The sequence below is a fragment of the Streptomyces capillispiralis genome (assembly GCF_007829875.1).
GTDB classification, from domain to species: domain Bacteria; phylum Actinomycetota; class Actinomycetes; order Streptomycetales; family Streptomycetaceae; genus Streptomyces; species Streptomyces capillispiralis.
This window is the reverse complement of the sequence record NZ_VIWV01000001.1, coordinates 5,687,964-5,709,412: the sequence shown is the minus strand read 5'-3', so window position 1 is coordinate 5,709,412 and position 21,449 is coordinate 5,687,964. Positions and strand designations below refer to the sequence as shown.

The following is a 21,449-nucleotide window of genomic DNA, read 5'->3' as shown; positions in this document are numbered from 1 at the left end:
GCTCAGATTTAGGGGTAACGTCATGACCGACGCCGAGACGAAGATGGCGAAGTGCCCTGTCGCCCCGCACGGCTGGCCCAACCCGCTGCTGCCGGAGTACGACCAACTGCCGGAAGGCCGGCCGCTGACGCAGGTCACCATGCCGTCGGGCAGCAAGGCGTGGCTGGTCGCGCAGCACGACCAGATCCAGCGCCTGCTGGCCGACAACCGCTTCAGCGTCGAGCCGCACCCCACGTTCCCGATCCGGTTCCCCGCGCCGCAGGAACTGCTCGACATGATCGCCCGGGACGCGAAGAACCTGCTGGTGACCATGGACCCGCCGCGCCACACCCGGGTCCGGCAGATGGCGCTGCCCGACTTCACCATCAAGGCCGCCGAGAAGCTGCGGCCGCGGATGCAGGACCTGATCGACTACTACCTGGACAAGATGGAGGCCGAGGGCGCCCCCGCCGACCTGGTCCAGGCGCTGGCCCTGCCCTTCCCCGCGCAGGTGATCTGCGAGCTGGCCGGCATCCCCGAGAACGACCGGGAGATCTTCACCCGCAACGCGGCGATCATGGTCGGTACGCGCCACTCGTACACCATGGAGCAGAAGCTCGCGGCCAACGAGGAGCTGATGAAGTACTTCGCGGCCCTCGTCACCGAGAAGCAGAGCAACCCGACCGACGACATGCTGGGCAACTTCATCGCCCGGGCCGGCAAGACGGACGAGTTCGACCACCACGGTCTGACCCTGATGACCAAGATGCTGCTGCTCGCGGGCTACGAGTTCATCGTGAACCGCATCGCGCTCGGCATCCAGGCCCTGGTCGAGAACCCGGAGCAGCTCGCCGCGCTGCGCGCCGACATGCCGGGGCTGATGCCCAAGACCGTGGACGAGGTGCTGCGGTACTACAGCCTCGTCGACGAGATCATCGCCCGGGTGGCGCTGGAGGACGTCGAGATCGACGGCGTCACCATCAAGGCGGGCGAGGGCATCCTGGTCCTCAAGGGCCTGGCCGACCGCGACCCGGCGAAGTACCCGAACCCGGACGTCTTCGACATCCACCGCGACTCCCGCGACCACCTGGCCTTCGGCTACGGCGTCCACCAGTGCCTCGGCCAGCACGTCGCGCGCCTGATGCTGGAGATGAGCCTGACCAGCCTGGTCGAGCGGTTCCCCGGGCTGCGCCTGGTGGAGAGCGACGAGCCGATCGAGCTGATCGACGGGCTGCCGCCGGTCCACAAGCTGACGATCGGCTGGTAGGCGCCATGAAGGTCCACGCCGAACGCGACCGCTGCATCGGCGCCGGTCTGTGCACGCTGCACGCCCCGGCCGTCTTCGACCAGGAGGACGACGGGATGGTGGTCGTCCTCAACGAGAGGCCCACCGGCACCGACGCCGACGACGCCCGCAAGGTCGCGGAACACCTCTGCCCGGGCAAGGCCGTCCGGATCACCGGCGGCTGACCCCGTACCCCCGTCCCCGGGCCGCGGGTCCGGCTCCCCGTCCACCACGGACGAGGGGCCGGACCCGCGGCCGTTTCCCCGCCCTTCCCGCACCCGTACTGGAGTGGACAGACCCATGACTCAGCTCAGCGGATGGAAAGTGCTCAGCCCCGGCAGGGGCGGCGGCGACCTGGTGCTCGCCGTCGACTTCGCCACCACCGGCCGCTCCGACTCGTCCTTCAGCGACCTCGCCCCGCGCCTCGACCCGGCGCTCGCCGTGTGGGAGACCCGGCAGCCGGCCGGCACCGCGCCCCTGACCGCCGAGGACTACCTCGCGCTGTGGGACGGCGGGGCGGCGGCCGACGGCCGCCGGGTGCGGGCGGTGCTCGGCTACTGCGCCGGCGGCGTGTTCGCCGGTGAACTCGCCGCGCGCGTCGCGGCCCGGCAGGGCGGCGAGGCCCCGCACCTGGTGCTGTTCGAGCCGGAGGTGCCCGAACCGGACGGCCTGTACCGGGACTTCGCCGCCATGATGAACCAGTTCGCCTCGGTGCTGACCGCCGAGGAGGTGGGCGCCGCCCAGCGGGAGGCGGAGGCCGCCCGCACCGCCGACGTGGACTTCGGCGCGTACGGCGACGTCCTCGTGCGGATCTTCACGGAGCGGGCGGGCGCGGCGTTCGCCCGCGAGGAACTGGACACCGAGATGCTGGACGAGTTCGCCGCCGTGTTCCGGTCGTACGTCTCCTACCTGGACGCCGCCCGCCGCATCGACCCGGCGGCCGCGTGGAGCACCGGCACCGCGGTGAGCTCCCGCACCCCCTCGCAGGGCGCGGCGCTGGCCGGGCGGGGCGTCGGCATCGACGTCGACCACGCGGACATGCTGCGTGACGCGCGGGTGGCCGAGGCGGTCAACCGCATCCTCGGCTCGTACGTGACGTCCTGACCGCACGCGGGACCGGACCGGCCCCCGCCGGAGGACGGGGGCCGGTCGTGTGCGCGGTGGCGCGAGGGGCGCGTGCCTGTGCCGTGGTCAGGGGGCGGCGGTCATGGCGCGGTCGACCCGGTCCCGGGGCCGGCTGGAGCCGACCAGGGCGCCGACCGTCATCACGCACCGGTCGCCGTCCCAGGTCTGCCCGGAGACGAACACGTTGTTCGCCATCAGCCGGTCGATGCGCGACACATGGCGCAGGACGGCGCCGGGCCGCACCTCGCCGTAGAAGCGGCAGTCGCGGAACGCGGCGGCCACGGGCACGCCCTCCGCGGTGCCGGTGGACAGCCACAGCAGCACCGACGCCTGCCCGAAGGACTCCAGCATCAGGGACCTCGGGTACATGTACCGCGACAGGGGCAGTCCGTCGGCCAGGCCCCGGTAGCAGGGCTCGGAGCCGGAGACCGCCTTGGCGACGGTGATCCGGCGTCCGGGGTCGAGGGATTCGACCCGGTCCACCATGAGCATGGGGTGCCGCACCGGCAGCAGATCGAGGATCCCGGTGTAGTCGGGTCCGGGCGGCCCGCCGGCCTCGGCGGGCGGGAGGCCGTCGGGGGGCCGCGCGGCGAGGACGGCCGCGCGGTCGCCGAGCGTCGCCTTCACCGCCGCGACGGGGGTGCCGTCCTGCCGTACGCCGTCGGCGGTCACCGCCAGGCGTCCCGGCCCGTCCGGTGTCACCGTGACGTCCAGGCGGATCTCGTCGCCGCCCTGCATCGGCGCCAGCCAGCGGCCCGACCGCACCTCCAGCAGGTTCAGCGGCTCGTCCGGGCCGGTCAGGTCGGTCACCGCCTGGCGCAGCGCCTCCAGGACGAACACGGCCGGCAGCAGCGTGAGCCCCGGGAAGTGGCCCTCCATGTACGGGTCTTCGGGGTCGACGGTCTTGTAGAGCACGAACCGGGTCCCGGGCCCCTCGGACAGCGGCTCCGTGCGGTCCACCGCGCGCAGCGGCGCCGCGTAGGCGCGCCGCGCGGAGCGGGCCCCGGCCCCGGCCCCGGCCCCGGCCCCGGTCATACGAACCACACCTGGTCGTACTCGGGCCAGCGCAGGGCGAGTTCGGCCGGGTCGAGCAGGACGGTCCCGGCGACGAGCCGGTCCGGGGCGAAGCCCAGGGCCGTCACCGCGTCCCGGTCCACGAAGACGGTGAAGTCCTCGGCGACGAGGTCGCGCACGGAGCCGCGGTAGTCGGGCAGCGTGTCCAGCGTCATCGTGCCGAGCCGGACCGACGGCCGGTAGACGTCCTCCTCGACGGCGAGGGTCACCGCGGCGCCGCGCAGCGCGACGTCCACCCGCCGGAACTGGCCGTGCAGGTCGAGCAGTCCGTACAGGGCGTGGAAGAACTGCGCCTCGACCGCGCCCCGGTAGGCGCGGTCCAGGACGCACAGCACCGGCGGGCCCGAGCCGCGGCCGGCGGCGGTGGTGGTGCTGCTGCTCATCAGGCCCCTCCGAGGTAGAGCGTCTGCCGGGCGCCGGCGATGGTCGTCGCCAACCGCAGCGGGGAGCGGTGCCGTACCTGCGGCACGTGGTGCACGGCACCGCGCTCCTCGGAGCAGGCGGTGCACGCGATCCACCCGAAGCGGCCCTCGCCGTCGGCGATCATCCGCTGCACGACGGCCGACGGGGACGGGTAGTGCCCCTCGGGGTCGCGGGTGTTGGGCAGCTTGGTGGCGCCGAAGGTGTCCTGGGTCATCATGTTGGCGTAGCCGCACGCCCAGACCCGGACCGAGCCGCCCCGGTCGAGCACCGCCTGGGACAGGCGCAGCGCCGAGGTCACGACGTCACCGGAGTGCGGGGCCGCGGTCAGGATCAGCAGCAGGTCCCACATCCGGCGTTCCAGGCCGGCCATCAGTGCCACACCCCCCGGCAGCCGTCCTCGGTGAGCGCGGCGGCGGCGAGGTCCATGCCGGCGATCCTGACGTGTGGCGACAGGGTGGTGGCGGACAGCGCGCGCTGCGCCGCCGAGAAGTCGTCCACGAGGATCTCGGCGCCGGCCTCGGCCAGCCGCCGTATCTCGGGGACGTCGCCGCCGACGGCGCTCAGGACGCCGTCCTCGACGAGGAACACCCGCACCCGGTGGCCGGCCTCGGCGAGCGCCACGGCGTCCATGAGGAACGCGCCCGCGTTGGGGCCCGCCCAGTTTCCCTTGCTCTCGACCAGGAAGTAGGACGCGGCGCCGGCACCGGCGGTGGTGCCGGCGGCCGCCGTCTGCGCGTCCATCAACCGCCCAGCTTCCGGTTGAGCAGGACGTGGATGTCGGGGAACGTGCGGACCGAGCCGAGTTCCTCCTCGGGGATCCTGGTCCCGTAGCGCTGTTCCAGCGTGACCATGAGTTCCAGGGCCACGACGGAGTCGACGCCCAGTTCCTCGATCAGGAGGACGTCGTCGGTCAGCGCCGACAGTTCGACATCCAGCGTGTCCGCCACCAGCTCGCGAAGTTCCGACACGTCCAGCGTGGTTTCGGCACTCACCGGAATTCCCTTTCCTCGGGCCATTCGCGCGTTTTACGGAATTGTGTTTCGCGGATGGATGCTAGGTCAGCGCGACGGAAGGTGACGAGGCGGGCGGCTGATCCCTGCAGGTACTTGCAAGCGCCGCGGGCGGTGAATGCCGGGAATGCATCCTGAATGGTGTCGGCCATTGTGCCGCGCCCTCGGGAAAGAGCCAACAGCGAGGCAGGTGCACGGTGACGGTGGTGGTCACGGGACTCGGTGCGGTGAGCTGCTTCGGCAGCGGCATCGGCGCCCTGTGGGAGGGGCTGCTCGGCGCGAGCCGGCGGCCGGATCCCGCACCGGACGTCTGCGGCCTGCCGGCCCGCCCGCACCTGTACGCGGTGCCGGACGCCGACGCCCCCGGGCGGGGCACCGGGCGCACCGGCGCGCTGCTGGCGACCGCGGTCGCCGAGGCCGTCGCGGAGGCCGGCCTGACGGCCGGGGACCTGCGGGACGCGGGACTGACGGTGGGGACCTCCCTGGGGGACATCGACCTGTCGGAACACGGCGTGGGAACGGGCGCGGGCTCCAGTCCGGGTCAGGACACGGTTACGGGCGCGGGCGCGCCGTTCGACGGCGCCGTGTCCGTGCCGCCGCCCGCCACCCACCGGGTGGCCGCCTCCCTGGCCTCCCGGTTCGGGATCGGAGGCCCCGGCCAGACCCTCTCCACCGCCTGCTCCGCCGGCGCCTACGCGGTCGCCTGGGGCGCCGAGCTGATCGGGACGGGCCAGGCGGACATCGTCGTGGCCTGCGGCGGGGACGCCTTCTCCCGTGTCGCCGTCGGCACGCTCCAGCGCTTCGGGCTGCTGGACGACGCGTGCTGCCGTCCCTTCGACACCGGCCGCGCGGGCATGGTCACCGGTGAGGGCGCCGCCGCCCTGGTGCTGGAGTCCGCCGAGTCGGCACGGCGGCGCGGCCGGACGGCGCACGCCGTGCTGGCCGGTCACGGCTGGAGCTGCGACGCCCACCACCCGATGGCGCCGGAACCGTCCGGTGAACAGCTGCGCCGCGCCGCCGCGCGGGCCCTCGCCGGGATCGACGGGGCCCCGGGCGCGGCCGTGCTGCACCGCGCCGGTGTGGCGGTCAACGACACCGTGGAGTCGACGGCGATCAGCGCGGCGGTGACCGCCGCCGGCGGATCGCCCGGCGAGGTGCTCGGCTACGCGCCCAAGGCCGTCATGGGTCACACGGCGGGCGCGGCCGGGGTGTTCGGCTGCGTGATCGCGGCCCTCGTCCTGCGCCACGGCCTGGTCCCGCCCAACGCGCACGTCACGGACCCGGACCCGGACTGCCCGCTGACGGTGCCCCTGGACGCACCGGCCCCGCTGGCCCGTCCGACGGTCCTGGTCAGCGGCACCGGCTTCGGCGGCAACAACGCCGTACTGGCCTGGCGGGCCGCCGCATGACCGTGGTGATCACCGGAGTCGGCGCCGTCGCCGAGGAGCCGCGCCCGGGTCAGGGGCAGGGCGAGGACGGCCCCTGGTTCGACGCCGCCGCCCATCTGGGCCGGCGGGGCTGGAAGTACCTGACCCCGGCGACCCGTTACCTGCTGGCGGCAGGCAACGAGGCGCTCGGCAGACGCCACACCGACCCGCCGCTCACCGGGGCCGAGGCCGAACGGTTCGGTGTGGTGACCGGCACCCAGTACGCCATCGCCCGCGTCCACCGCCGGATGGACACCGTCCTGACGACCGAGGGCGTGCGCGGCATCAGCCCCGCCGAGGTGCCGGGCTTCTCGATGAACACGCCCGGCAGCCAGTTGGCCATCAGCACCGGCGCCCGCGCCTTCTCGGTGACGCTCACCAACCCGGTGACCGCCGGTCTGGAGGCGGTGCAGTTCGCGGTGACCGCGCTGCGCGCCGGCCGCGCCGACGTGGTGGTGGCCGCCGCGACCGACCAGGCCCCCGAGGACCGCGGCGGCAGCGGCGCGTACGACGCCGCCGCGGCGGTCGTCCTGGCCGCGAGGGGGCGGACTCCCGGCCCGGCAGGCGCCGAGGGCCCCCTCGCCGCGGTCACCGGCGGGCTCTCCCGGTTCCTCCCTCCGGGGCCCGCCGGTGCCGTGGACCCCGCGGCCCTCGCCGCGAGCGCCGCCCGCGTCGCCGCCCTGGCCCGGGGCACGGACGGCGTGCGCCTGGTCGTCGGCGCACCACCGGCCGCCGCCTCCCGCGCGGCGGAGGTCCGTGACGCCGTGGCCGAGGCCCTGGCCGAGTCCGGCATCCCGGTACGGGACCCGGCCGCCGACGGGACGCGGCCGGCCCGGCACTGCGCGGTGTCGGGCCTGCTGGACCTGGTCGGCCTGGCCCGCGCGGGCGAACCCGCCCTGCTGGTCTCCCTTTCCGAACCCGGGCATCTCACCGCAATAGGAATCCACCGCCCCGAAACCGTTGGTCCAGAATTCATCTGAGTGGCGGATATCCGCAGATGCACCGGGCCGGCTTTGACCCGTCCACCGACCCCCGGATAGCGTGCCGATATGACTGTAAGGGCAGAACAGCCGATCGACCGATTGACCAGGTTTCGCCGAATCGGCGGCCTCGGAGCAGCCATAGCGGTGACACCGTATCTGCTCATCAAAATCGTCTGGACTTTCGGTTTCTTCATTCCGACCGAGGAAATGGGCGGTGCGGACTGGCGTGCGATCAACGCGGCGACCGCGTTCCTCGCCGCCGTCGGCATCGTGCTGGCGATGGCGTTCTCCCGGCCCTGGGGCGAGCGGCTGCCCGCCTGGCTGGTGGCGCTGCCCGTGTGGGTGGGCACCGGGCTGCTCGTGCCCATGCTGCTGCTGGCGCCGGTGCTCGGCCCGGCCGCCATGACCCGTGACCAGGACGCCGGTTCACCGGACTTCTGGATCTACGAGCAGATCCTCGTGATGATCTCGCTGGTCGGCGTCGGCGTCGGGCTGCCCCTCGCCCTCGCGGGCTACGCCCGGGCGCGCTGGCCGGAGGCCCTGGGCGGCCCGCTGGCGTACGACGAACCGGCGGGCGGGACGCGCGAGTTGCAGGTGACGCTGGCCCGGCTGATCGCGGCCGGCTGTGTCCTGCTCGCCGGTGTGAAGGTGTTCTGGGCGGCGGGCGGCACCCTCGGTCTGGAGTCCGGCCAGTTGGAGCGGCGTGACCTGTGGTGGCACATGCTGTCGCTGAGCACGGCCGCCTGGGCGCTCGCCGGGGCCTGGGGCATCCTCGTCCTGACCGCCCGCCGCGGCACCCGCCGGTTCCTGCCGCCGATGGCCGCCGCGTGGGTGTCGTCCGGCATGCTCTTCTCGTACAGCGTCTACAACCTGCTCACCCTCACCGACATGCAGCAGCCCTCCCCCGAACTTCCCATAGCGGGAGCACTGGCGAGGGACGTCAGCGCGGTCCTGGGCGTGATGATGGGCATGACGCTGCTGCTGGTCCTGCACGACCGCCGGCGCGCCCTGCGCACCACCGGCTGACACCCGCCGTAGGAACATGACACCGCCGCGCGATCCCCGCGCGGCGGTGTCATGTCGTACGGGCCCATGTCCTGCGAGCCCATGGTCAGTGGGCAACGGCGGCGCCGGGTACCGGCAGGGTGCACCACTCCGGCAGCCTGGCCCACACGTCGGGCGTGTAGAAGTGCCCGCCGGGCAGCTCCACGGCCTGGAAGGCGCCGTCCGTCAACGGCCGCCAGTGCCGCTCGACATCGGCGAACGGCGCGGCGTCCTCCGTCCCGTACAGCACCCGCAGCGGCACCGACACCCGTGAGCCGGGCACGAACCGGTAGGACTCCGAGACGGCGAGGTCCGCGCGGAGCAGATCCACCGCGATCTTGACCAGCTCCGGTTCGGCGGCGATCGCCGGGGACACCTGCCCCAGGTCCCGCATCCACCGCACCAGGGCCTCCGCGCTGTCGTCGGACCGCGGCACGACGTCCCCGGGCACCTCCCGGCGCCTGGGCGGTGCCACACCGCCCGACACCACGAGCGCCTCGGGCACGGCGAGCCCCAGGCGTTCGAGTTCCGCGGCGGTCTCGAAGGCCACCCAGGACCCCATGCTGTGGCCGAACAGGATGTAGGGCCGCCCGGTGAGACCGCGCACGGCGCGCACCACGTCGTCCCGCAGGTCGGTCCAGACCCGGGCGAACGGCGTGCCGAACCGCGCCTCCCGGCCCGGGTAGCAGATCAGCGCCAGTTCCACGTCGTCCGGCAGGGCGTTCGCCCACTGCCGGAACGGCGCGGTGCCGCCGCCGCAGTAACTCAGGCACACCAGGACCCGTTCGGCGTCCGGCCGCGGCCGGGGCCGGTGCACGGCGGCGCCGCCGGGCGCGGAGAGCATCGTCGGCCTGTTCACCGGTTCAGCCGGCGCCTTCCATCTGGCGGACCAGACTGAGCGGGCGCATGTCGGTCCAGTGCTCGTTGACGTAGTCGAGGCAGGCCTGCCGGCTGTCCTCGGGGTGGGCCACCGTCCAGCCCGCCGGGACCTCGGCGAACGCGGGCCACAGCGAGTGCTGGCCCTCGTCGTTGACCAGCACGCGGTACTGGGCGTCGTTGTCCTCGAAAGGATTGCTGCTCATCGTCCACTCTCCAGGCAAGGTCACTGTTCGTTCCCTGAACGGCGGGGCCGGCACCGTGTTTCGCGTCCCGCACGCTGTCGGTCGTGCGAAGCCGGAGGACTGCTCGGGTCGTGGGACCTGACAGGTGATCGCCGGTCGCGCGTGACGCGGTTCACCGCGCAGTGACGTCGATGCGCCCGTGTTTCGCGGTCGGCGCGAAAGCCCGGAAATCCGCACTCACGCATCCTCCCCCCATCCGTGGCCACACCGACGGCAGAACCCGATCACAAAACCCGCCGCACCCTCACGCTACCGACCCCGAACTCTTCCCTTTCCCGCCCTTTCATCAACCTGCACCGGGCACCGGCGGCCCCGTCGGCCACCGCGTCGGAAAGCGAGAAAGGCAGACGCGCGCCCGGCCGGAAAGGCGGGGCGCGGCATTTCTCCGGCGTGGAACGGCGGCAGCCGCGTGAGGCACTGAGCTGTTTTCAACCTTCGTTTGAGCAGGTCAGGTGGAGGACGAGGACAGCCATGACCAGGTCGGTGATGCGGGTGGTGCTGCACCGCAGCTTGCACAGGAGCCGCCAGGTCTTGAGAGTGGCCATGGCCTGTTCGCCGAGGGCGCGGATCTGCGCGTGGGCGCGGTTGACTTCCTGCCGGCCGGCGGAGAGTTGCTCCCAGCGGCCGCGGTAGGGCACCCGGATCGTACCCCGGGCCCCTTGGTATCCCTTGTCCGCCCAGCAGCGGATGCCGGCCTCGGTCAGGGCGTCTATGATTCCGTGCTCGCGGGCCGCGCGGATGTCGTGGACGGCGCCGGGCAGTGCGGGCGAGACCCACAGGAGCCTGCCTGCCGGGTCGGCGAGGACCTGCACGTTCATGCCGTGCTTCTTGTGCTTGCCGGAGTAGAAGGGCCGGTCGGCGGCGATGCGGTCGATCGGCAGCAGCGTGCCGTCCAGGATCACGAAGGCTTTGCGGGAAGCGGCCCGGACGGCCTCGGCAAGGCCGGGAGCGAGCGCGGCCGGCAGTTCGACGGCCTCGGACACGTACCGGCAGACGGTGCTGACGCTGATGCCGAACCCGGCTGCGAGCTGGGCGTAGGTGTGCCCGCACCGCAGGTGGGCCAGGACCAGCAGAGCCTGCCGGTCCGTTCCCAGCCGGCGCCAGTTGGGGGTGTCGCAGCGCACTGTGCAGCGGTATGGGCCTCCGCCCGCGTGTGCTCCTTTGGCTGCGGCGGTCATGGGCAGCGTGACAGTGCCCGTCTTCGGCCTCGCGGTCGGCTGATCTGCTCACCGGTGTCCCGTGGTGCTGCCGCGTTCGCGGCAGCACCACGGGACATCAAGGCCGGGCTACCGGTCACCCCCGTTGACCCCGACACCGACCGCGACGGGACTTGCCGTACCGTCCGGGTTCCTCAGGGTGGTGAGCGAACCGATGTCCACCGCGTCCGGCGCCGCGGTGCGAGCGCTCGGTGAGCGGTTCAGCGCGCTGCCGCCGGGGTTGGTCGGTGCGCTGCCGTCGGGATGGGGCGGGATGACGCAGTTGGACTTGTCGGATTCGAGGGAGCCGTTGATGGCCGTCACGCAGAACTCGTAGTTCCACACGCCCGGGAACAGGAAGCCGACGCCGTAGTGGGTGTCCTCGATGATGTTCTCGTCGGCCTTCGGCGGGGTGGTGCCGCCGTCCTTGATGTTGGAGACCCACAGCCGGTAGCCGGCCGCCGAGTTCGCGCCGTTCCAGTCCAGTTCCACCGTGGTGGGATCGACGGTGGTCACCCGCAGGCCGGTCGGGGCGGCCGGGGTACCGCCGCCGACCATCACCGGACGGGCCAGTGCGGGCAGCCCGCCGCCGGCGGCGTTCCAGGTGGCCGCCGCGACGAGGTAGCGGTGGCCCGGTTTCAGCCCGTGGATCTGCACCCGGTTGCCGCGGAAGCCGGTGCCGGTGAGCCAGGCGCCGGGCGTGTCCTTGTCGAAGAGGATCACTTCGTGCCGGTCGATGGTGGTGGGGTAGTCGGGTGGTGCGATTTCGAGCTCGATGCTGTCCCGGCCGATGGGCCGGCTGGCGAGGATCCGCGGCGGCGGGGCCGTCTTCGGGCGGGCGACCGCGCTGACCGTGCCGGACCATGGGCCCTTGACGTTGTCACCGCCGACGGTGCACACCTGGTACTCCCACTGGATGCCGTCGACGGTCCAGGTGGTGTCGGCACGGTTGCTGTTGACGCGGCCCTCGCCCCAGGTCGTCTGGCCGGCGACCCGCGACCGCACGTCGTAGCCGAACGCCCCGTACACCGGGTCCCAGGTGACGGTCACTCCCTGGGGACTGGACTCGGCCTTCAGACCGCTCGGCACGGGCGTCGGCCGGACCGGCAGATTCTCGGGCGGGAAGGGGATCGGGCCCCGGCCCAGGCCGTACCGGTCGTGCAGGGTCTGCTCGAAGGCGATGGCGAGCTGGTACTCGCCGTAGGCGTTGGGGTGCAGGCCGTCGTAAGAGGCCGGGCAGGAGGCGGGGGCGCAGGAGTACTTCTTCTGCCAGTCGACGACCTCCACCTGGGAGATGGATTTACTCAACCGGGGGGCCGCGTTTGCGAGCAGCCGGTTGAAGTTGTCGGTCTTGGTGATCAGATCGTCCCGGCCGCCGATCTTCGACCGGTGCGGCACGGTGGCCACCGCGAAGTCGACCCCCGGCCGGGCCGCGCGGGCCTGGTCGATGATGGTCTCGATGCTGTCCAGGGTGCCGTTCTCGTCGCTGACGAACCAGCCCATGTCGTTGAAGCCGGCCGCGAGCAGGACGAGGTCCGGCTTGTAGGTCTCGACCTGCCGGCGGATGTCGCCCTTGATCTGTGCGGCCTGCCTGCCCCAGTGCGCGTAGTGGTCGCTGTCGAAGGCGACCCCGGCCGCGTAGCCGCCGTCGACGCGGATGCCCTGGTCCGCCGGCTTCTCGCCGACGAAGAGCGGCGGTTTCGGCGGGGAGGGCTGGTCAGGGGTGAACGTGCCGTGGTAAGGACCGACGAAGTCGACCGAGATGTTGTTCTCCTGGAACCACTGCCACAACCGGTAGCGCCAGGTGTAGTCGCCCTCGTGGCCCTGGCTGATCGAGTCACCGACCACCATCACCCGGATCGTCGACGGCCAGGCGGAGGCTCGCTGGCCCTGGAGCAATCGTTCGATGGCCAACCTGACGCTCTGCGCGAAGTCGGGGGTGAACAGGTTGCTGATGTACTCCAACGGGGTCGGCCACGAGCCGAGCCGGGCACTGATGTTCCGCGCGGTCTTCCCCACCGCCTCGATCACCCAGGCCATTCCCTTCGAGGCCCATGCCCTCAGGGTCTCGCGGGCCGCCGAGCCCAACCCGACCGCCACGCTCGCCGCGAGTACGGCGAGCGCCTCCTTCCAGACATCCGCATCGCCCAGCGACCGCCCGTCGAAGTAGGAGTTCAGCAGGTCACCGGTGAGCCCGCCCAGTCCGGAGGAGACGGCCGCGCAGACCGGTACGGCGAGAGGCGCGGCGGGGCCGAAGGAAAGTTCGCACACCTCAAGGGCCACCGCCCACACCGCGAAGCCGACCGCGATGGCGATCATCTTCTGCCACCAGTTCGCCGAAGCGTTCACCTCGCCCGTGGGTATGACGATGACGAGGCTGTCGCCGACGACCTGGATACTGCCGTCGAACCGGACGTCGCTTTGCCGGTCGTAGAAGTCCACGTTGCTCTTCTGCGCCTGCAGGTCGAAGGACTCGCTGAGCGTGATCCCCTTGTCCTTGTCGGCGCGCACCGTGTTGACCATCTGCGACATCTGCCGCTGCCACTCGTCCGGCTGCTGCGCGGTGTTGAAGTCGATGGCGGCCACCATGTCGGTGTCGCTGTTCGCCAGCGGCCGCAGAGATCCGGCGTCGCGGGCGCATCCCATCCGCAACGCCGCCGTGTTCTCCGCGATCGGCTGGCTGGCGAAGTTCGATCCAGCCGTGGCGCACGCCTCCCCCGCCGCCTCGGCCGGTTCCGTCATCCCCGCCGTCATCAGCGTCACTGCTAAGACGAGCGCGGTCAGCCACCCGGGTCTTCTCATGAACGTCCCCTCAATCAGCGTGGTCAACATCCGCGAACCTGAAAACCCTACGGATTCGGACCCTGAAGGTCGTCACCCCGCAGCGCCATCCGCGTGTAGCTCGCACGGGGGACAGCACGCCGGTGAGGCGACCGGCCGTGTGGGCACTCACCCGTGTCCGCCAGGAGCTTCGCGTGCATGTCCACTCATGACCTGACCGCCGCGCGGCAGCACGGGATCATCGGAGCTCTCGCAGATGAGGGGCTCAAATGCTGGGCAGACAAGGCGTATCAAGGTGCCGGCGGATCCGTTCGGGTTCCGTTTCGGGGCCGCCGCCTCCAGCGAGGGAAGCGTCACCGCAACACCGCTCACGCCAAGATCCGCTGCGTCGGCGAGCAGGCCATGGCCACCATCAAGAACCTGGTGAGGGCCGTTTTCGTCCTTCACACGCATCAGCGTGAGGTGGGAAAAGGCTTACTGCCGGGACGTGGCGGAGCCCGGGAGTCGTATCCAGCTCCCGGGCCCCTGGGGATGCCACCCAATTGCGCACGCCGGCGGCGTTTGAGAGGACGGATCAGTCATCAAGCCGTCGTGTTCTTCCTTTGAACTACCGCACCGTGCGAGAGGTGCAGGCGAGATTCGAACTCACATCCGACGGCATTCGTCCGTCCCCGGTCGCACCGGCGATCGGCGGCGATGCTGAGACTGGAGCGAGAGTCTGAGATTGACCGCGGCCGGTGTCCCGAGCCGCTCTTCAGGCTGAACTTCAGTGTCAGCTTGCGCTCCGTACGCGAACCGGTCCTCAATTCCGGCCCGCGCGGGTCGCGCACCCCCGCGCTCGCACGCGGGGGCGATCATGGATGCTACCGGCGGCCGGTGTCAGCCGAACAGGTAGCCGAACACCGCGTCGCCGACCCGCTGGTCGGTGACCTCGGCGCCGTTGGCCTCCTCACGGGCGAACTTGACCGCCTGCTGGAGCTTCTCGACCCGCTCCACCAGCTCGTTCACCCGCCGCGCAGGGAGGGCGCCGGAGAACTTCACCGTGGTCCAGTAACCGATCGGCACGTCCTCGTAGTACACCTCGACCTGCGCAGGGTGCTTGTCGGTCGCCTCCGCCTTGACGTGGTTGCGCGGGACCTTCTTGGTGCGGATCGTGCGGACCGGGTCCGTCTTCCACCAGTCCGTGGACGGGTCGTGGGACCAGGACTCGGCGGCGTCGAGGGTGGGGAGCTTCCTGATGAAGGCGTGCAGGTCGGTGAGCTGCTTCTCCAGGAAGAGGAGGTAACTGACCGGCACGTCCGCGACGACGGTCCGTCCTTCGACCGTGACGTCCGCGCGGGCCGTGCAGTTCGCCCAGTCCTTGGTGGCGGTCACGTCGAACAGCCGGGTCAGGGACGCCGCCATCTCCCGCAGCACGTCCTCGGCCTGGACCTGTACGCGCGTGGACTCGGGCGGCAGCTGCTCGCCCTCCTCGTCCTTCGGCTGGTACGTGCGCGAGATGCCGGCCATCAGCGCGGGCTTCTGCACCTTGGTGTGCGCCGCGTTGACGTCCTGGAGCGACTTGCTCTTGACACCCTTTTCGACAGCGATGATCTGGTTCAGCTTCGCCACTGGACTCCCCCTTCGAACAGGCAGGAACTTACCCCACCTGCTCGAACGCGCGCACGCGCTTTGTCCGCGGCCGGACGCGCAGGCCACCCGCCCGCACCCCGCCCGCCCCTCTCCGCGTCCGGGCCGGGGGCGGTTTTCGGCCGACGTCGTTCCCGGGCGTACGGGTTGGCGGCAGCTCTGTCCCAACTGATGGTTGATCAATAACCTTGTGCGGTACACGAAGTCACGACCGCAGGGAGCTCCATGTCCACCGCCCAGCAGGTGCCCGACATCCTCTCGCCCGAGTTCGCGGCGAACCCCTACCCCGCGTACCGCGTGATGCGGGAGACCGCGCCCCTCATCTGGCACGAGGCGACGCAGAGTTACATCGTCTCGCGCTACGAGGACGTGGAGCGCGTCTTCAAGGACAAGGCCGGCGAGTTCACCACCGACAACTACGCCTGGCAGCTCGAACCCGTGCACGGCAAGACGATTCTCCAGCTCAGCGGCCGGGAGCACGCCGTGCGCCGGGCCCTCGTCGTGCCCGCCTTCCGCGGCAGCGAGCTGCAGCAGAAGTTCCTGCCCGTCATCGAGCGCAACTCCCGCGAGCTGATCGACGCCTTCCGACACAGCGGCTCCGCCGACCTGGTCACCGACTACGCCACCCGCTTCCCGGTCAACGTCATCGCCGACATGCTGGGGCTGGACAAGACCGACCACGCCCGCTTCCACCGCTGGTACACGGCCGTCATCGCCTTCCTGGGCAATTTGTCGGGCGACGCCGAGGTGACCGCCGCGGGCGAGCGGACCCGGGTGGAGTTCGCCGAGTACATGCTGCCGATCATCCGGGAGCGCCGCGAGAACCCGGGCGACGACCTGCTGTCCGCCCTGTGCGCCGCCGAGGTCGACGGGGTGCGGATGAGCGACGAGGACGTCAAGGCGTTCTGCAGCCTGCTGCTCGCGGCCGGCGGTGAGACCACCGACAAGGCCATCGCCGGCATCTTCGCCAACCTGCTGCTCCATCCCGACCAGCTGGCGGCCGTCCGCGCGGACCACTCGCTGATCCCGCGTGCCTTCGCCGAGACCCTGCGGTTCACCCCGCCCGTGCACATGATCATGCGGCAGTCCGCCACGGAGGTGGAGCTGAGCGGTGGCACGATCCCCGCGGGCGCCACCGTCACCTGTCTGATAGGCGCCGCCAACCGCGACGAGAACCGCTACCGCGACCCGGACCGCTTCGACATCTTCCGCGACGACCTCACCACCACGACCGCGTTCTCGGCCGCCGCCGACCACCTCGCCTTCGCGCTCGGCCGGCACTTCTGCGTCGGCGCGCTGCTGGCCAAGGCGGAGGTGGAGATCGGTGTCGGCCAGCTCCTGGACGCGATGCCGGAGCTGCGTCTCGCGGACGGTTTCGAACCGGCCGAGGAGGGCGTGTTCACCCGCGGCCCGCAGCGGCTGCCGGTGCGGTTCACACCGGTGGGCGGCTGACCCGACCGCGCGGGCGGCCGCCGGGGGCGGCACCCGTCGGCACGGCACCCGCACGCCGTCCGTCCGCCGCCACCCGCCGGGCTCCCCTGCCCGCGGGGCTCGCTCCGCCCGTCCACCGGCCCGCGCCGCGGTCCGGGCCCCGGTCGCGGGGCCCGGGACGGCGCACGCCCCGCCGCGCGGCGTGCGCCCGGAACCTGGGGCCGGGGGCGGGCACGGACGTACGCCCCCCGGCCCGCCCGGGGCCCCGGCCCGCCCTACTGCACGACCGGCGTGAAGCGCACCGGGAGCGCCGACAGTCCCCGCATCCAGATGGACGGGCGCCAGGTCAGCTCCTCCGGCTCGACCGCCAGCACCAGGTCGGGCAGCCGCTCCAGCAGCGTCTCGACCGCCGTCCGCGCCATCACGTCCGCCAGCAGGGGGGCCGGGTACGGGCAGCGGTGCTCGCCGTTGCTGAACGACAGGTGCGCGGCGTTCTCCGCGCCGACGTGGGACTCCGGCCAGATCTGCGGGTCGGTGTTGGCGGCGGCCAGGCCCAGCACCAGGCAGTCGCCGGCCCGGATCTGCCGCCCGCCGAGCTGGACGTCCCGTACGGCCCACCGTCCGATGAAGTTCTGCGTCGGCGTGTCCAGCCACAGCACCTCGTTGAGCGCCTCGCCCACGCTGAGCCGGCCGCCCGAGACGTTCACCGCGAACCGCGCGTCCGTCAGCAGCAGACGCAGCGTGTTGCAGATCCAGTTCGCCGTCGGCTGCTGGGCCGCGGCGATCACGGAGATCAGGTCCTGGACGACCTCCTCGTCGGTCAGGCCCGCCGGGTGGGTCAGCATGCGCGAGGTGACGTCCGGACCCGGAGCGGCCCGCTTGTCCTTCACCAGCTGCCGCAGCCGCTCGCCGACGCGCCCGTACGCGGCCACCGGGTCGTCGCCCTCCGAGGCGTCCAGCGAGATCCGCAGGTCGTCGACGAGCCGACTGGTGTCCTCGCCCGAGGTCGGCATGCCGCACATCTGCACCACGGCCCGCATCGGCAGGGCGTGCGCGTAGTCCGCCATCAGCTCCGCCTGGCCGCTGCCGGCGAAGCGGGCGATGAGGTCGTCGGCGATCAGCTCGCAGTCGCGGGCGAGTTCGAACTGGTCGACGCCCTCCAGCGCCTCGGTGATCACCCCGGCCCGCCGCTGGTGCTCCTCGCCCTCGGTGAACAGCACCGACGGCTGGTACCCGACGAACGGCAGCAGCGGCCAGTCCTGCGGGATGTGCTCCCACTGGTTCCAGCGCCGCGAGTCGCGCGCGAACAGCTCGTCGTGGCTGGTCACGTACGTGACCTCGGAGTAGCCGAGCACCAGCCAGGCGGGGATGCCCCCGTCGAGCAGCACCGGTGCGACCGGGCCGTGCTCCCTGCGCATCGCGCGGTACAGCTGCGACGGCGTCTGCTGGTACTGGAGCCCTCCGAGGCGCACCGCGCCGGCGTGGGCGGGGCAGCCCGGTGGGGGCGCCTGCTGCTCGGAGGAGTAGCCGGAGTCGGTCACAGTGTCGCCTCCTCGGCGATGGCCATGGCGTGGAGGTGGTCGACCAGGGTGATCAGCACGTCCTTGCCGGACTGCCGGACCCGCGCGTCGCAGTCGACCATCGGCACGTGGGCCGGGAGGGCGAGCGCCTGGCGGATCTCGTCCAGGGAGTACCGGGCGGTGTCGTCGTCGAACCGGTTCACGGCCACCACGAAGGGCGTGCGGTGGTGCTCCAGCCGGTCGATGGCGTACCAGGAGTCGTCCATCCGGCGCGTGTCCACGAGGACCACGGCGCCCAGCGTCCCGGAGAACAGCCTGTCCCACAGGAACCAGAAGCGTTCCTGTCCGGGCGCGCCGAACAAGTACAGCACCATGCGCTCGTTGAGGCTGATCCGGCCGAAGTCGAAGGCGACCGTCGTGGTGGTCTTCGACGCCACCGCGCTGGTCTCGTCGACGCCCACGCCCGCCTGGGTCATCACCTCCTCGGTGTTGAGCGGCCGGATCTCGCTCACGGAGCGGACCAGGGTCGTCTTGCCGACGCCGAACCCGCCCACGACGACGATCTTCAGACCGGTCTCCGCGGTGTCGTTCAGCGGCGTGCGGTGGGAGGGCAGCTCAGAGGTTGCGGAGCCCATGGAGCACCTCCTGGAGTAGGGCGGAATCGGGCAGGGAGGCGACGGAGGGCGCCGCGCGCGGATGCCGGGCGGTGATGCGGCCGGTGTCGAGGAGGTCGCCGAGCAGGATCCGCACCACGGTGATCGGCAGGCCGAGTTCCGCGGCCACCTCGACCACGGCGGTGGGATGCCGGCACAGTTCCAGGATCCGGACGTGCTCCGACTGCATGCCCGGCACCGGACCGCTCTCGCTGACGATGAGGGTGACCAGGTCGAAGGAGTCGTCGGCGCGGCTCCGTCCGCCGGTGACCGTGTAGAGCCGGTCGGGGTCACCCGTGTCGACGGGTTTGCGCATCACGAGGTGCCGCTCCCCCGCGCGGCCTGGCCGCGCGGTTCGGCCCGCAGGTGCTCGCCGATCTGCTCGACCAGCTCCGACATCTGGTGGCCCACCACGCCGGGGTCGGCGTCCTCCCCGGCGACGACGGCGAGGTGCGCGCCCTCCCCGGCCTCGACGATGAACAGCAGGCCGCCGTGGAACTCGGTCATCGACTGGCGGACGCCGCCGGTGCCGTCGCCGAACTCCACGGAGGCGCCTTGGGCGAGGGCCTGTATGCCGGAGCAGATCGCCGCGAGCTGGTCGGCCCGGTCGAGCGTCAGGTGCTCGCTCCAGCAGAGCTTCAGGCCGTCCCGGGACAGCACCAGGGCGTGCCGGGTTCCGGGCGTCTGCTCCAGGAGATTCTGCAGGAGCCAGCTGAGGCTGTTGTCGGTGGTCTGCATGATGGGTGATGGGACGGTGGTGCCCGGCTGACCGGTCACCGGCCCGTTCCTCCTATCTCACGAACTCGAGCGGGACGGGGCGCCGTCGCCCCGTCCGCCGTACGGAAAGGGCGGGGACTACGGAGCCGTCGGCGGCTCGGAGGCGGGCCGGGTGTCCGGTCCCGCGGTGCCGTTTCCGGGCTGCCGTGCACGGGCGAAGGCGCCGAACCGCGAGCCCGCGTCGCGTGCCGGGCGCTGTGCCGCCGGGACGTCGGCGGCCGGCTCGGACGCCGACAGGCGCTGCTCGCGCTCGCGCTCCGCCTCGGCCATGGTGCGGCCGGGGGCGCGGACCGGCAGCCCGTTCGGCGTGGTGCCGTCGGGACGCCGGTGCCGCCCGTGTTCGGGCAGTTCGGCCCGTGCGGCGGGCCGCTCCGGGGCTTCGGGCCGCTCGGCCGCCGGCCCGCGGTCGGCGAGCTCGGGCAGCGGGCCGGGGCCGGCCGCGGACACGGCCGGCGCGGCGGGCGCCGCGGGGAGCGCCGCGGGTGCGGCGGGGGCGGGCGTGAGGGCGGCCGTCTCGGCGGCGGGCCGGGGGGCCGTCTCGTGCGGGACGCCGTCGCGCTGCTGCGCGAGCAGGTTCAGGGGCAGCAGGACGACGACACCGGTGCCGCCGCGGGAGGAGGGGCGGTAGTTGACGCTGATGCCGTACTTCACCGCGAGCCGCCCGACCACGGCCAGGCCGAGCCGGGTGCCCTGCAACGAGGCGAGGTCGGTGACGCGGCCGCTGACGGCCTCCTCGGCGCGGCGCATCGCCGCGTCGGCCATCTTCAGGCCGCTGTCCTCGATGGTGACGACGATGCCGGCGCTGCGGTCCTCGACGTAGACGTGCACCTCGTCGATGGGCGGGGAGAAGTTCGCGGCGTTGTCCATGAGTTCGGCGAGCAGGTGCATCACGCCCTCGGCGGCGAAGCCGGAGACGGCGGCGCGGGTGGAGCAGTGCAGGCGCACCCGCTGGTAGGCGGCGATGCGGCCGACGGCACCGCGCAGGATGCTCTCCATCACGATCGGCTTGTTCCAGGCGCGGCTGGACCGGCCGCCCATGAGCAGCGCCAGCCGGTCGGTCATCAGGCCGAGCTGGGAGGTGCCGTGGTCCAGCTTCAGCAGGTCGCCGAAGACCTCCTCGCCGTGCCGCTCCTGCATGTCCCGCAGGTCGGCGAGCATGCGGACGGCCTTGGCCTGGACGCGGCTGAGCGCCTTGGCGGAGGCGGCCTGTGCCGCGGCGGCACGCCGCTCGCTGTGGGCGAGCTCGCGGACGAACGATTCGGCCGGGGTGCGCACCGCGGGCAGCCGGGGCAGGTCGACCTCGGCGAGCACGGTCTCGGCGGACCGGCCCTCACGCAGCCGGGCGACCGCGGTGGGCAGCGTCTCGCGGGCGAGCCGCTCCAACTCGGCGACCGCCTGGTCGAGTTCCTGCCGTGCCTTCCGGTACTCGACGTCCAGGGAGGCCGCCCGCCGCACGTCGTCCTCGACGGTGGTGGCGAAGGTGTGCGAGATCCGCTGCAACTGCGGGTCGGACGGCGGCGGCACGCTGCCCAGCACCTCGGCCGCGCTCGCGCCCTCCCGCAGCCGGCCGGCCACGGCGGGCAGCGTCACCCCGGCCAGGTGCGAGATCTCGGCCGCCTTCCGGGCCGCTTCCGCCCGGAGGCGGCCGTTCTCCGCCTCCTGTCCGGCGGCCGCCTTCCGGGCCCGCTGGACGAGCCGGTGGCCGGCGAGGACGGAGACGGCCACGCACACCCAGGCGGTCGCCACGACGATCAGGGCCCAGGTGTGGGCGTCGGACGGTGCCAGGGCGACCGCCGCGCCGCCGCCGGCGGCAGTCGCCACCACGACGGCCAACGACAGGGCGGGCGAGGTGCGCGGCGCCTTCGCCGATGGGTGCTGGCGGGGCGGAGCAGGCACTGACATGGTGCGGTCCCTCGGTCCGTGAGAGCAGGGTGTGGGACGACCGGAGCAGGGCGGCCGTGGGCCGGGAAGAGGGCAGCCAAGAGGAGGGC

At 72.3% G+C, this 21,449-nt stretch carries 23 protein-coding genes and 1 pseudogene; 8 read left to right on the top strand and 16 right to left on the bottom strand.

Annotated elements, in window-relative coordinates:
- Positions 1 to 22: 22 nt before the first annotated feature.
- The 3 genes from FHX78_RS24905 to FHX78_RS24895 all read left to right on the top strand — a co-directional run bounded on the left by FHX78_RS24905 (position 23) and on the right by FHX78_RS24895 (position 2,368).
- A complete protein-coding gene (locus FHX78_RS24905; RefSeq protein ID WP_145869627.1) occupies positions 23 to 1,246 on the top strand; it encodes a cytochrome P450 in 1,224 nt (407 codons plus the stop codon).
- A 5-nt stretch (positions 1,247 to 1,251) separates the two neighbouring features.
- Positions 1,252 to 1,449: a ferredoxin gene (locus FHX78_RS24900; protein WP_145869626.1), complete on the top strand. Its 198-nt coding sequence runs from the start codon at positions 1,252 to 1,254 to the stop codon at positions 1,447 to 1,449.
- Positions 1,450 to 1,564: 115 nt separating this feature from the next.
- On the top strand, positions 1,565 to 2,368 hold the full coding sequence (locus FHX78_RS24895) for a hypothetical protein (protein WP_145869625.1): 804 nt from the start codon (positions 1,565 to 1,567) through the stop codon (positions 2,366 to 2,368).
- Between the two features lie 87 nt (positions 2,369 to 2,455).
- Here FHX78_RS24895 and FHX78_RS24890 read toward each other — a convergent pair whose 3' ends face one another.
- The 6 genes from FHX78_RS24890 to FHX78_RS36905 are packed head-to-tail and all read right to left on the bottom strand — an operon-like array spanning position 2,456 to position 5,048.
- The gene (locus tag FHX78_RS24890) at positions 2,456 to 3,424 is read right to left on the bottom strand and encodes an ApeI family dehydratase (protein ID WP_145869624.1); all 969 of its coding nucleotides are present in this window, start codon (positions 3,422 to 3,424) and stop codon (positions 2,456 to 2,458) included.
- On the bottom strand, positions 3,421 to 3,846 hold the full coding sequence (locus FHX78_RS24885) for a hypothetical protein (protein WP_145869623.1): 426 nt from the start codon (positions 3,844 to 3,846) through the stop codon (positions 3,421 to 3,423). Before FHX78_RS24885 ends, FHX78_RS24890 begins: the two co-directional genes overlap by 4 nt.
- Positions 3,846 to 4,256 (bottom strand): hypothetical protein, encoded by a 411-nt coding sequence (locus tag FHX78_RS24880; RefSeq protein WP_145869622.1) that lies wholly within the window; start codon positions 4,254 to 4,256, stop codon positions 3,846 to 3,848. Before FHX78_RS24880 ends, FHX78_RS24885 begins: the two co-directional genes overlap by 1 nt.
- Positions 4,256 to 4,627 carry a DsrE family protein gene (locus FHX78_RS24875; protein WP_145869621.1) on the bottom strand — a complete coding sequence of 124 codons (372 nt, stop codon included), beginning with the start codon at positions 4,625 to 4,627 and terminating at the stop codon, positions 4,256 to 4,258. The genes FHX78_RS24880 and FHX78_RS24875 overlap by 1 nt, the downstream gene beginning before the upstream one ends.
- Complete coding sequence (locus FHX78_RS24870; protein WP_229924108.1) at positions 4,627 to 4,878, bottom strand: acyl carrier protein; 252 nt, start codon at positions 4,876 to 4,878, stop codon at positions 4,627 to 4,629. Before FHX78_RS24870 ends, FHX78_RS24875 begins: the two co-directional genes overlap by 1 nt.
- The gene (locus FHX78_RS36905) at positions 4,875 to 5,048 is read right to left on the bottom strand and encodes a hypothetical protein (protein ID WP_167531650.1); all 174 of its coding nucleotides are present in this window, start codon (positions 5,046 to 5,048) and stop codon (positions 4,875 to 4,877) included. Before FHX78_RS36905 ends, FHX78_RS24870 begins: the two co-directional genes overlap by 4 nt.
- A 45-nt stretch (positions 5,049 to 5,093) precedes the next feature.
- Between FHX78_RS36905 and FHX78_RS24865 the strand changes: the two genes are divergently transcribed.
- From FHX78_RS24865 to FHX78_RS24855, 3 genes are all read left to right on the top strand, one after another.
- Entirely contained in the window at positions 5,094 to 6,305 is a 1,212-nt protein-coding gene (locus FHX78_RS24865; RefSeq protein ID WP_145869619.1) for a beta-ketoacyl-[acyl-carrier-protein] synthase family protein, read from the top strand.
- Complete coding sequence (locus FHX78_RS24860) at positions 6,302 to 7,303, top strand: beta-ketoacyl synthase N-terminal-like domain-containing protein (RefSeq protein ID WP_145869618.1); 1,002 nt, start codon at positions 6,302 to 6,304, stop codon at positions 7,301 to 7,303. The genes FHX78_RS24865 and FHX78_RS24860 overlap by 4 nt, the downstream gene beginning before the upstream one ends.
- A 210-nt stretch (positions 7,304 to 7,513) precedes the next feature.
- The gene (locus FHX78_RS24855; protein WP_208766192.1) at positions 7,514 to 8,332 is read left to right on the top strand and encodes a hypothetical protein; all 819 of its coding nucleotides are present in this window, start codon (positions 7,514 to 7,516) and stop codon (positions 8,330 to 8,332) included.
- Between the two features lie 85 nt (positions 8,333 to 8,417).
- Here the strand turns inward: FHX78_RS24855 and FHX78_RS24850 are convergent, their stop codons facing one another.
- The 4 genes and pseudogenes from FHX78_RS24850 to FHX78_RS24835 all read right to left on the bottom strand — a co-directional run bounded on the left by FHX78_RS24850 (position 8,418) and on the right by FHX78_RS24835 (position 13,469).
- Entirely contained in the window at positions 8,418 to 9,209 is a 792-nt protein-coding gene (locus tag FHX78_RS24850) for a thioesterase II family protein (RefSeq protein ID WP_229924109.1), read from the bottom strand.
- A gap of 4 nt (positions 9,210 to 9,213) precedes the next feature.
- The gene (locus tag FHX78_RS24845; protein WP_145869616.1) at positions 9,214 to 9,432 is read right to left on the bottom strand and encodes an MbtH family protein; all 219 of its coding nucleotides are present in this window, start codon (positions 9,430 to 9,432) and stop codon (positions 9,214 to 9,216) included.
- A 467-nt stretch (positions 9,433 to 9,899) separates the two neighbouring features.
- Positions 9,900 to 10,574 (bottom strand): annotated as a pseudogene (locus tag FHX78_RS24840) (transposase family protein); the annotation flags it as partial.
- 183 nt (positions 10,575 to 10,757) lie between these two features.
- On the bottom strand, positions 10,758 to 13,469 hold the full coding sequence (locus tag FHX78_RS24835) for a GDSL-type esterase/lipase family protein (protein ID WP_167531848.1): 2,712 nt from the start codon (positions 13,467 to 13,469) through the stop codon (positions 10,758 to 10,760).
- Positions 13,470 to 13,646: 177 nt separating this feature from the next.
- Here FHX78_RS24835 and FHX78_RS38220 point away from each other — a divergent pair, with 177 nt between their 5' ends.
- Positions 13,647 to 14,054 carry a transposase family protein gene (locus FHX78_RS38220; protein ID WP_373313100.1) on the top strand — a complete coding sequence of 136 codons (408 nt, stop codon included), beginning with the start codon at positions 13,647 to 13,649 and terminating at the stop codon, positions 14,052 to 14,054.
- Positions 14,055 to 14,327: 273 nt separating this feature from the next.
- On the opposite strand, the gene FHX78_RS24825 is transcribed toward FHX78_RS38220, so the two are convergent.
- Positions 14,328 to 15,059, bottom strand: a complete 732-nt coding sequence (locus FHX78_RS24825; protein ID WP_145869614.1) for a DUF7873 family protein — start codon at positions 15,057 to 15,059, stop codon at positions 14,328 to 14,330.
- Positions 15,060 to 15,302: 243 nt separating this feature from the next.
- Here FHX78_RS24825 and FHX78_RS24820 point away from each other — a divergent pair, with 243 nt between their 5' ends.
- Complete coding sequence (locus FHX78_RS24820) at positions 15,303 to 16,529, top strand: cytochrome P450 (RefSeq protein ID WP_145869613.1); 1,227 nt, start codon at positions 15,303 to 15,305, stop codon at positions 16,527 to 16,529.
- Between the two features lie 254 nt (positions 16,530 to 16,783).
- On the opposite strand, the gene FHX78_RS24815 is transcribed toward FHX78_RS24820, so the two are convergent.
- From FHX78_RS24815 to FHX78_RS24795, 5 genes are all read right to left on the bottom strand, one after another.
- The gene (locus FHX78_RS24815) at positions 16,784 to 18,049 is read right to left on the bottom strand and encodes a cytochrome P450 (RefSeq protein WP_145869612.1); all 1,266 of its coding nucleotides are present in this window, start codon (positions 18,047 to 18,049) and stop codon (positions 16,784 to 16,786) included.
- Positions 18,046 to 18,663 carry a GTP-binding protein gene (locus FHX78_RS24810; RefSeq protein ID WP_145869611.1) on the bottom strand — a complete coding sequence of 206 codons (618 nt, stop codon included), beginning with the start codon at positions 18,661 to 18,663 and terminating at the stop codon, positions 18,046 to 18,048. Before FHX78_RS24810 ends, FHX78_RS24815 begins: the two co-directional genes overlap by 4 nt.
- Positions 18,644 to 19,000: a DUF742 domain-containing protein gene (locus FHX78_RS24805; protein ID WP_167531847.1), complete on the bottom strand. Its 357-nt coding sequence runs from the start codon at positions 18,998 to 19,000 to the stop codon at positions 18,644 to 18,646. Before FHX78_RS24805 ends, FHX78_RS24810 begins: the two co-directional genes overlap by 20 nt.
- Complete coding sequence (locus FHX78_RS24800) at positions 18,997 to 19,419, bottom strand: roadblock/LC7 domain-containing protein (protein ID WP_189908700.1); 423 nt, start codon at positions 19,417 to 19,419, stop codon at positions 18,997 to 18,999. The genes FHX78_RS24805 and FHX78_RS24800 overlap by 4 nt, the downstream gene beginning before the upstream one ends.
- A gap of 117 nt (positions 19,420 to 19,536) precedes the next feature.
- On the bottom strand, positions 19,537 to 21,360 hold the full coding sequence (locus FHX78_RS24795; protein ID WP_145869609.1) for an ATP-binding protein: 1,824 nt from the start codon (positions 21,358 to 21,360) through the stop codon (positions 19,537 to 19,539).
- Positions 21,361 to 21,449: the final 89 nt, after the last annotated feature.

Bases quoted from the DNA above. Each gene is read 5' to 3' on its own strand.
- FHX78_RS24905 (WP_145869627.1), top strand. From the start codon at position 23: ATGACCGACGCCGAGACGAAGATGGCGAAGTGCCCTGTCGCCCCGCAC.
- FHX78_RS24900 (WP_145869626.1), top strand. From the start codon at position 1,252: ATGAAGGTCCACGCCGAACGCGACCGCTGCATCGGCGCCGGTCTGTGC.
- FHX78_RS24895 (WP_145869625.1), top strand. From the start codon at position 1,565: ATGACTCAGCTCAGCGGATGGAAAGTGCTCAGCCCCGGCAGGGGCGGC.
- FHX78_RS24890 (WP_145869624.1), bottom strand. From the start codon at position 3,424: ATGACCGGGGCCGGGGCCGGGGCCGGGGCCGGGGCCCGCTCCGCGCGG.
- FHX78_RS24885 (WP_145869623.1), bottom strand. From the start codon at position 3,846: ATGAGCAGCAGCACCACCACCGCCGCCGGCCGCGGCTCGGGCCCGCCG.
- FHX78_RS24880 (WP_145869622.1), bottom strand. From the start codon at position 4,256: ATGGCCGGCCTGGAACGCCGGATGTGGGACCTGCTGCTGATCCTGACC.
- FHX78_RS24875 (WP_145869621.1), bottom strand. From the start codon at position 4,627: ATGGACGCGCAGACGGCGGCCGCCGGCACCACCGCCGGTGCCGGCGCC.
- FHX78_RS36905 (WP_167531650.1), bottom strand. From the start codon at position 5,048: ATGGCCGACACCATTCAGGATGCATTCCCGGCATTCACCGCCCGCGGC.
- FHX78_RS24860 (WP_145869618.1), top strand. From the start codon at position 6,302: ATGACCGTGGTGATCACCGGAGTCGGCGCCGTCGCCGAGGAGCCGCGC.
- FHX78_RS24855 (WP_208766192.1), top strand. From the start codon at position 7,514: ATGGGCGGTGCGGACTGGCGTGCGATCAACGCGGCGACCGCGTTCCTC.
- FHX78_RS24845 (WP_145869616.1), bottom strand. From the start codon at position 9,432: ATGAGCAGCAATCCTTTCGAGGACAACGACGCCCAGTACCGCGTGCTG.
- FHX78_RS24835 (WP_167531848.1), bottom strand. From the start codon at position 13,469: ATGAGAAGACCCGGGTGGCTGACCGCGCTCGTCTTAGCAGTGACGCTG.
- FHX78_RS38220 (WP_373313100.1), top strand. From the start codon at position 13,647: ATGTCCACTCATGACCTGACCGCCGCGCGGCAGCACGGGATCATCGGA.
- FHX78_RS24820 (WP_145869613.1), top strand. From the start codon at position 15,303: ATGTCCACCGCCCAGCAGGTGCCCGACATCCTCTCGCCCGAGTTCGCG.
- FHX78_RS24810 (WP_145869611.1), bottom strand. From the start codon at position 18,663: ATGGGCTCCGCAACCTCTGAGCTGCCCTCCCACCGCACGCCGCTGAAC.
- FHX78_RS24800 (WP_189908700.1), bottom strand. From the start codon at position 19,419: ATGCAGACCACCGACAACAGCCTCAGCTGGCTCCTGCAGAATCTCCTG.
- FHX78_RS24795 (WP_145869609.1), bottom strand. From the start codon at position 21,360: ATGTCAGTGCCTGCTCCGCCCCGCCAGCACCCATCGGCGAAGGCGCCG.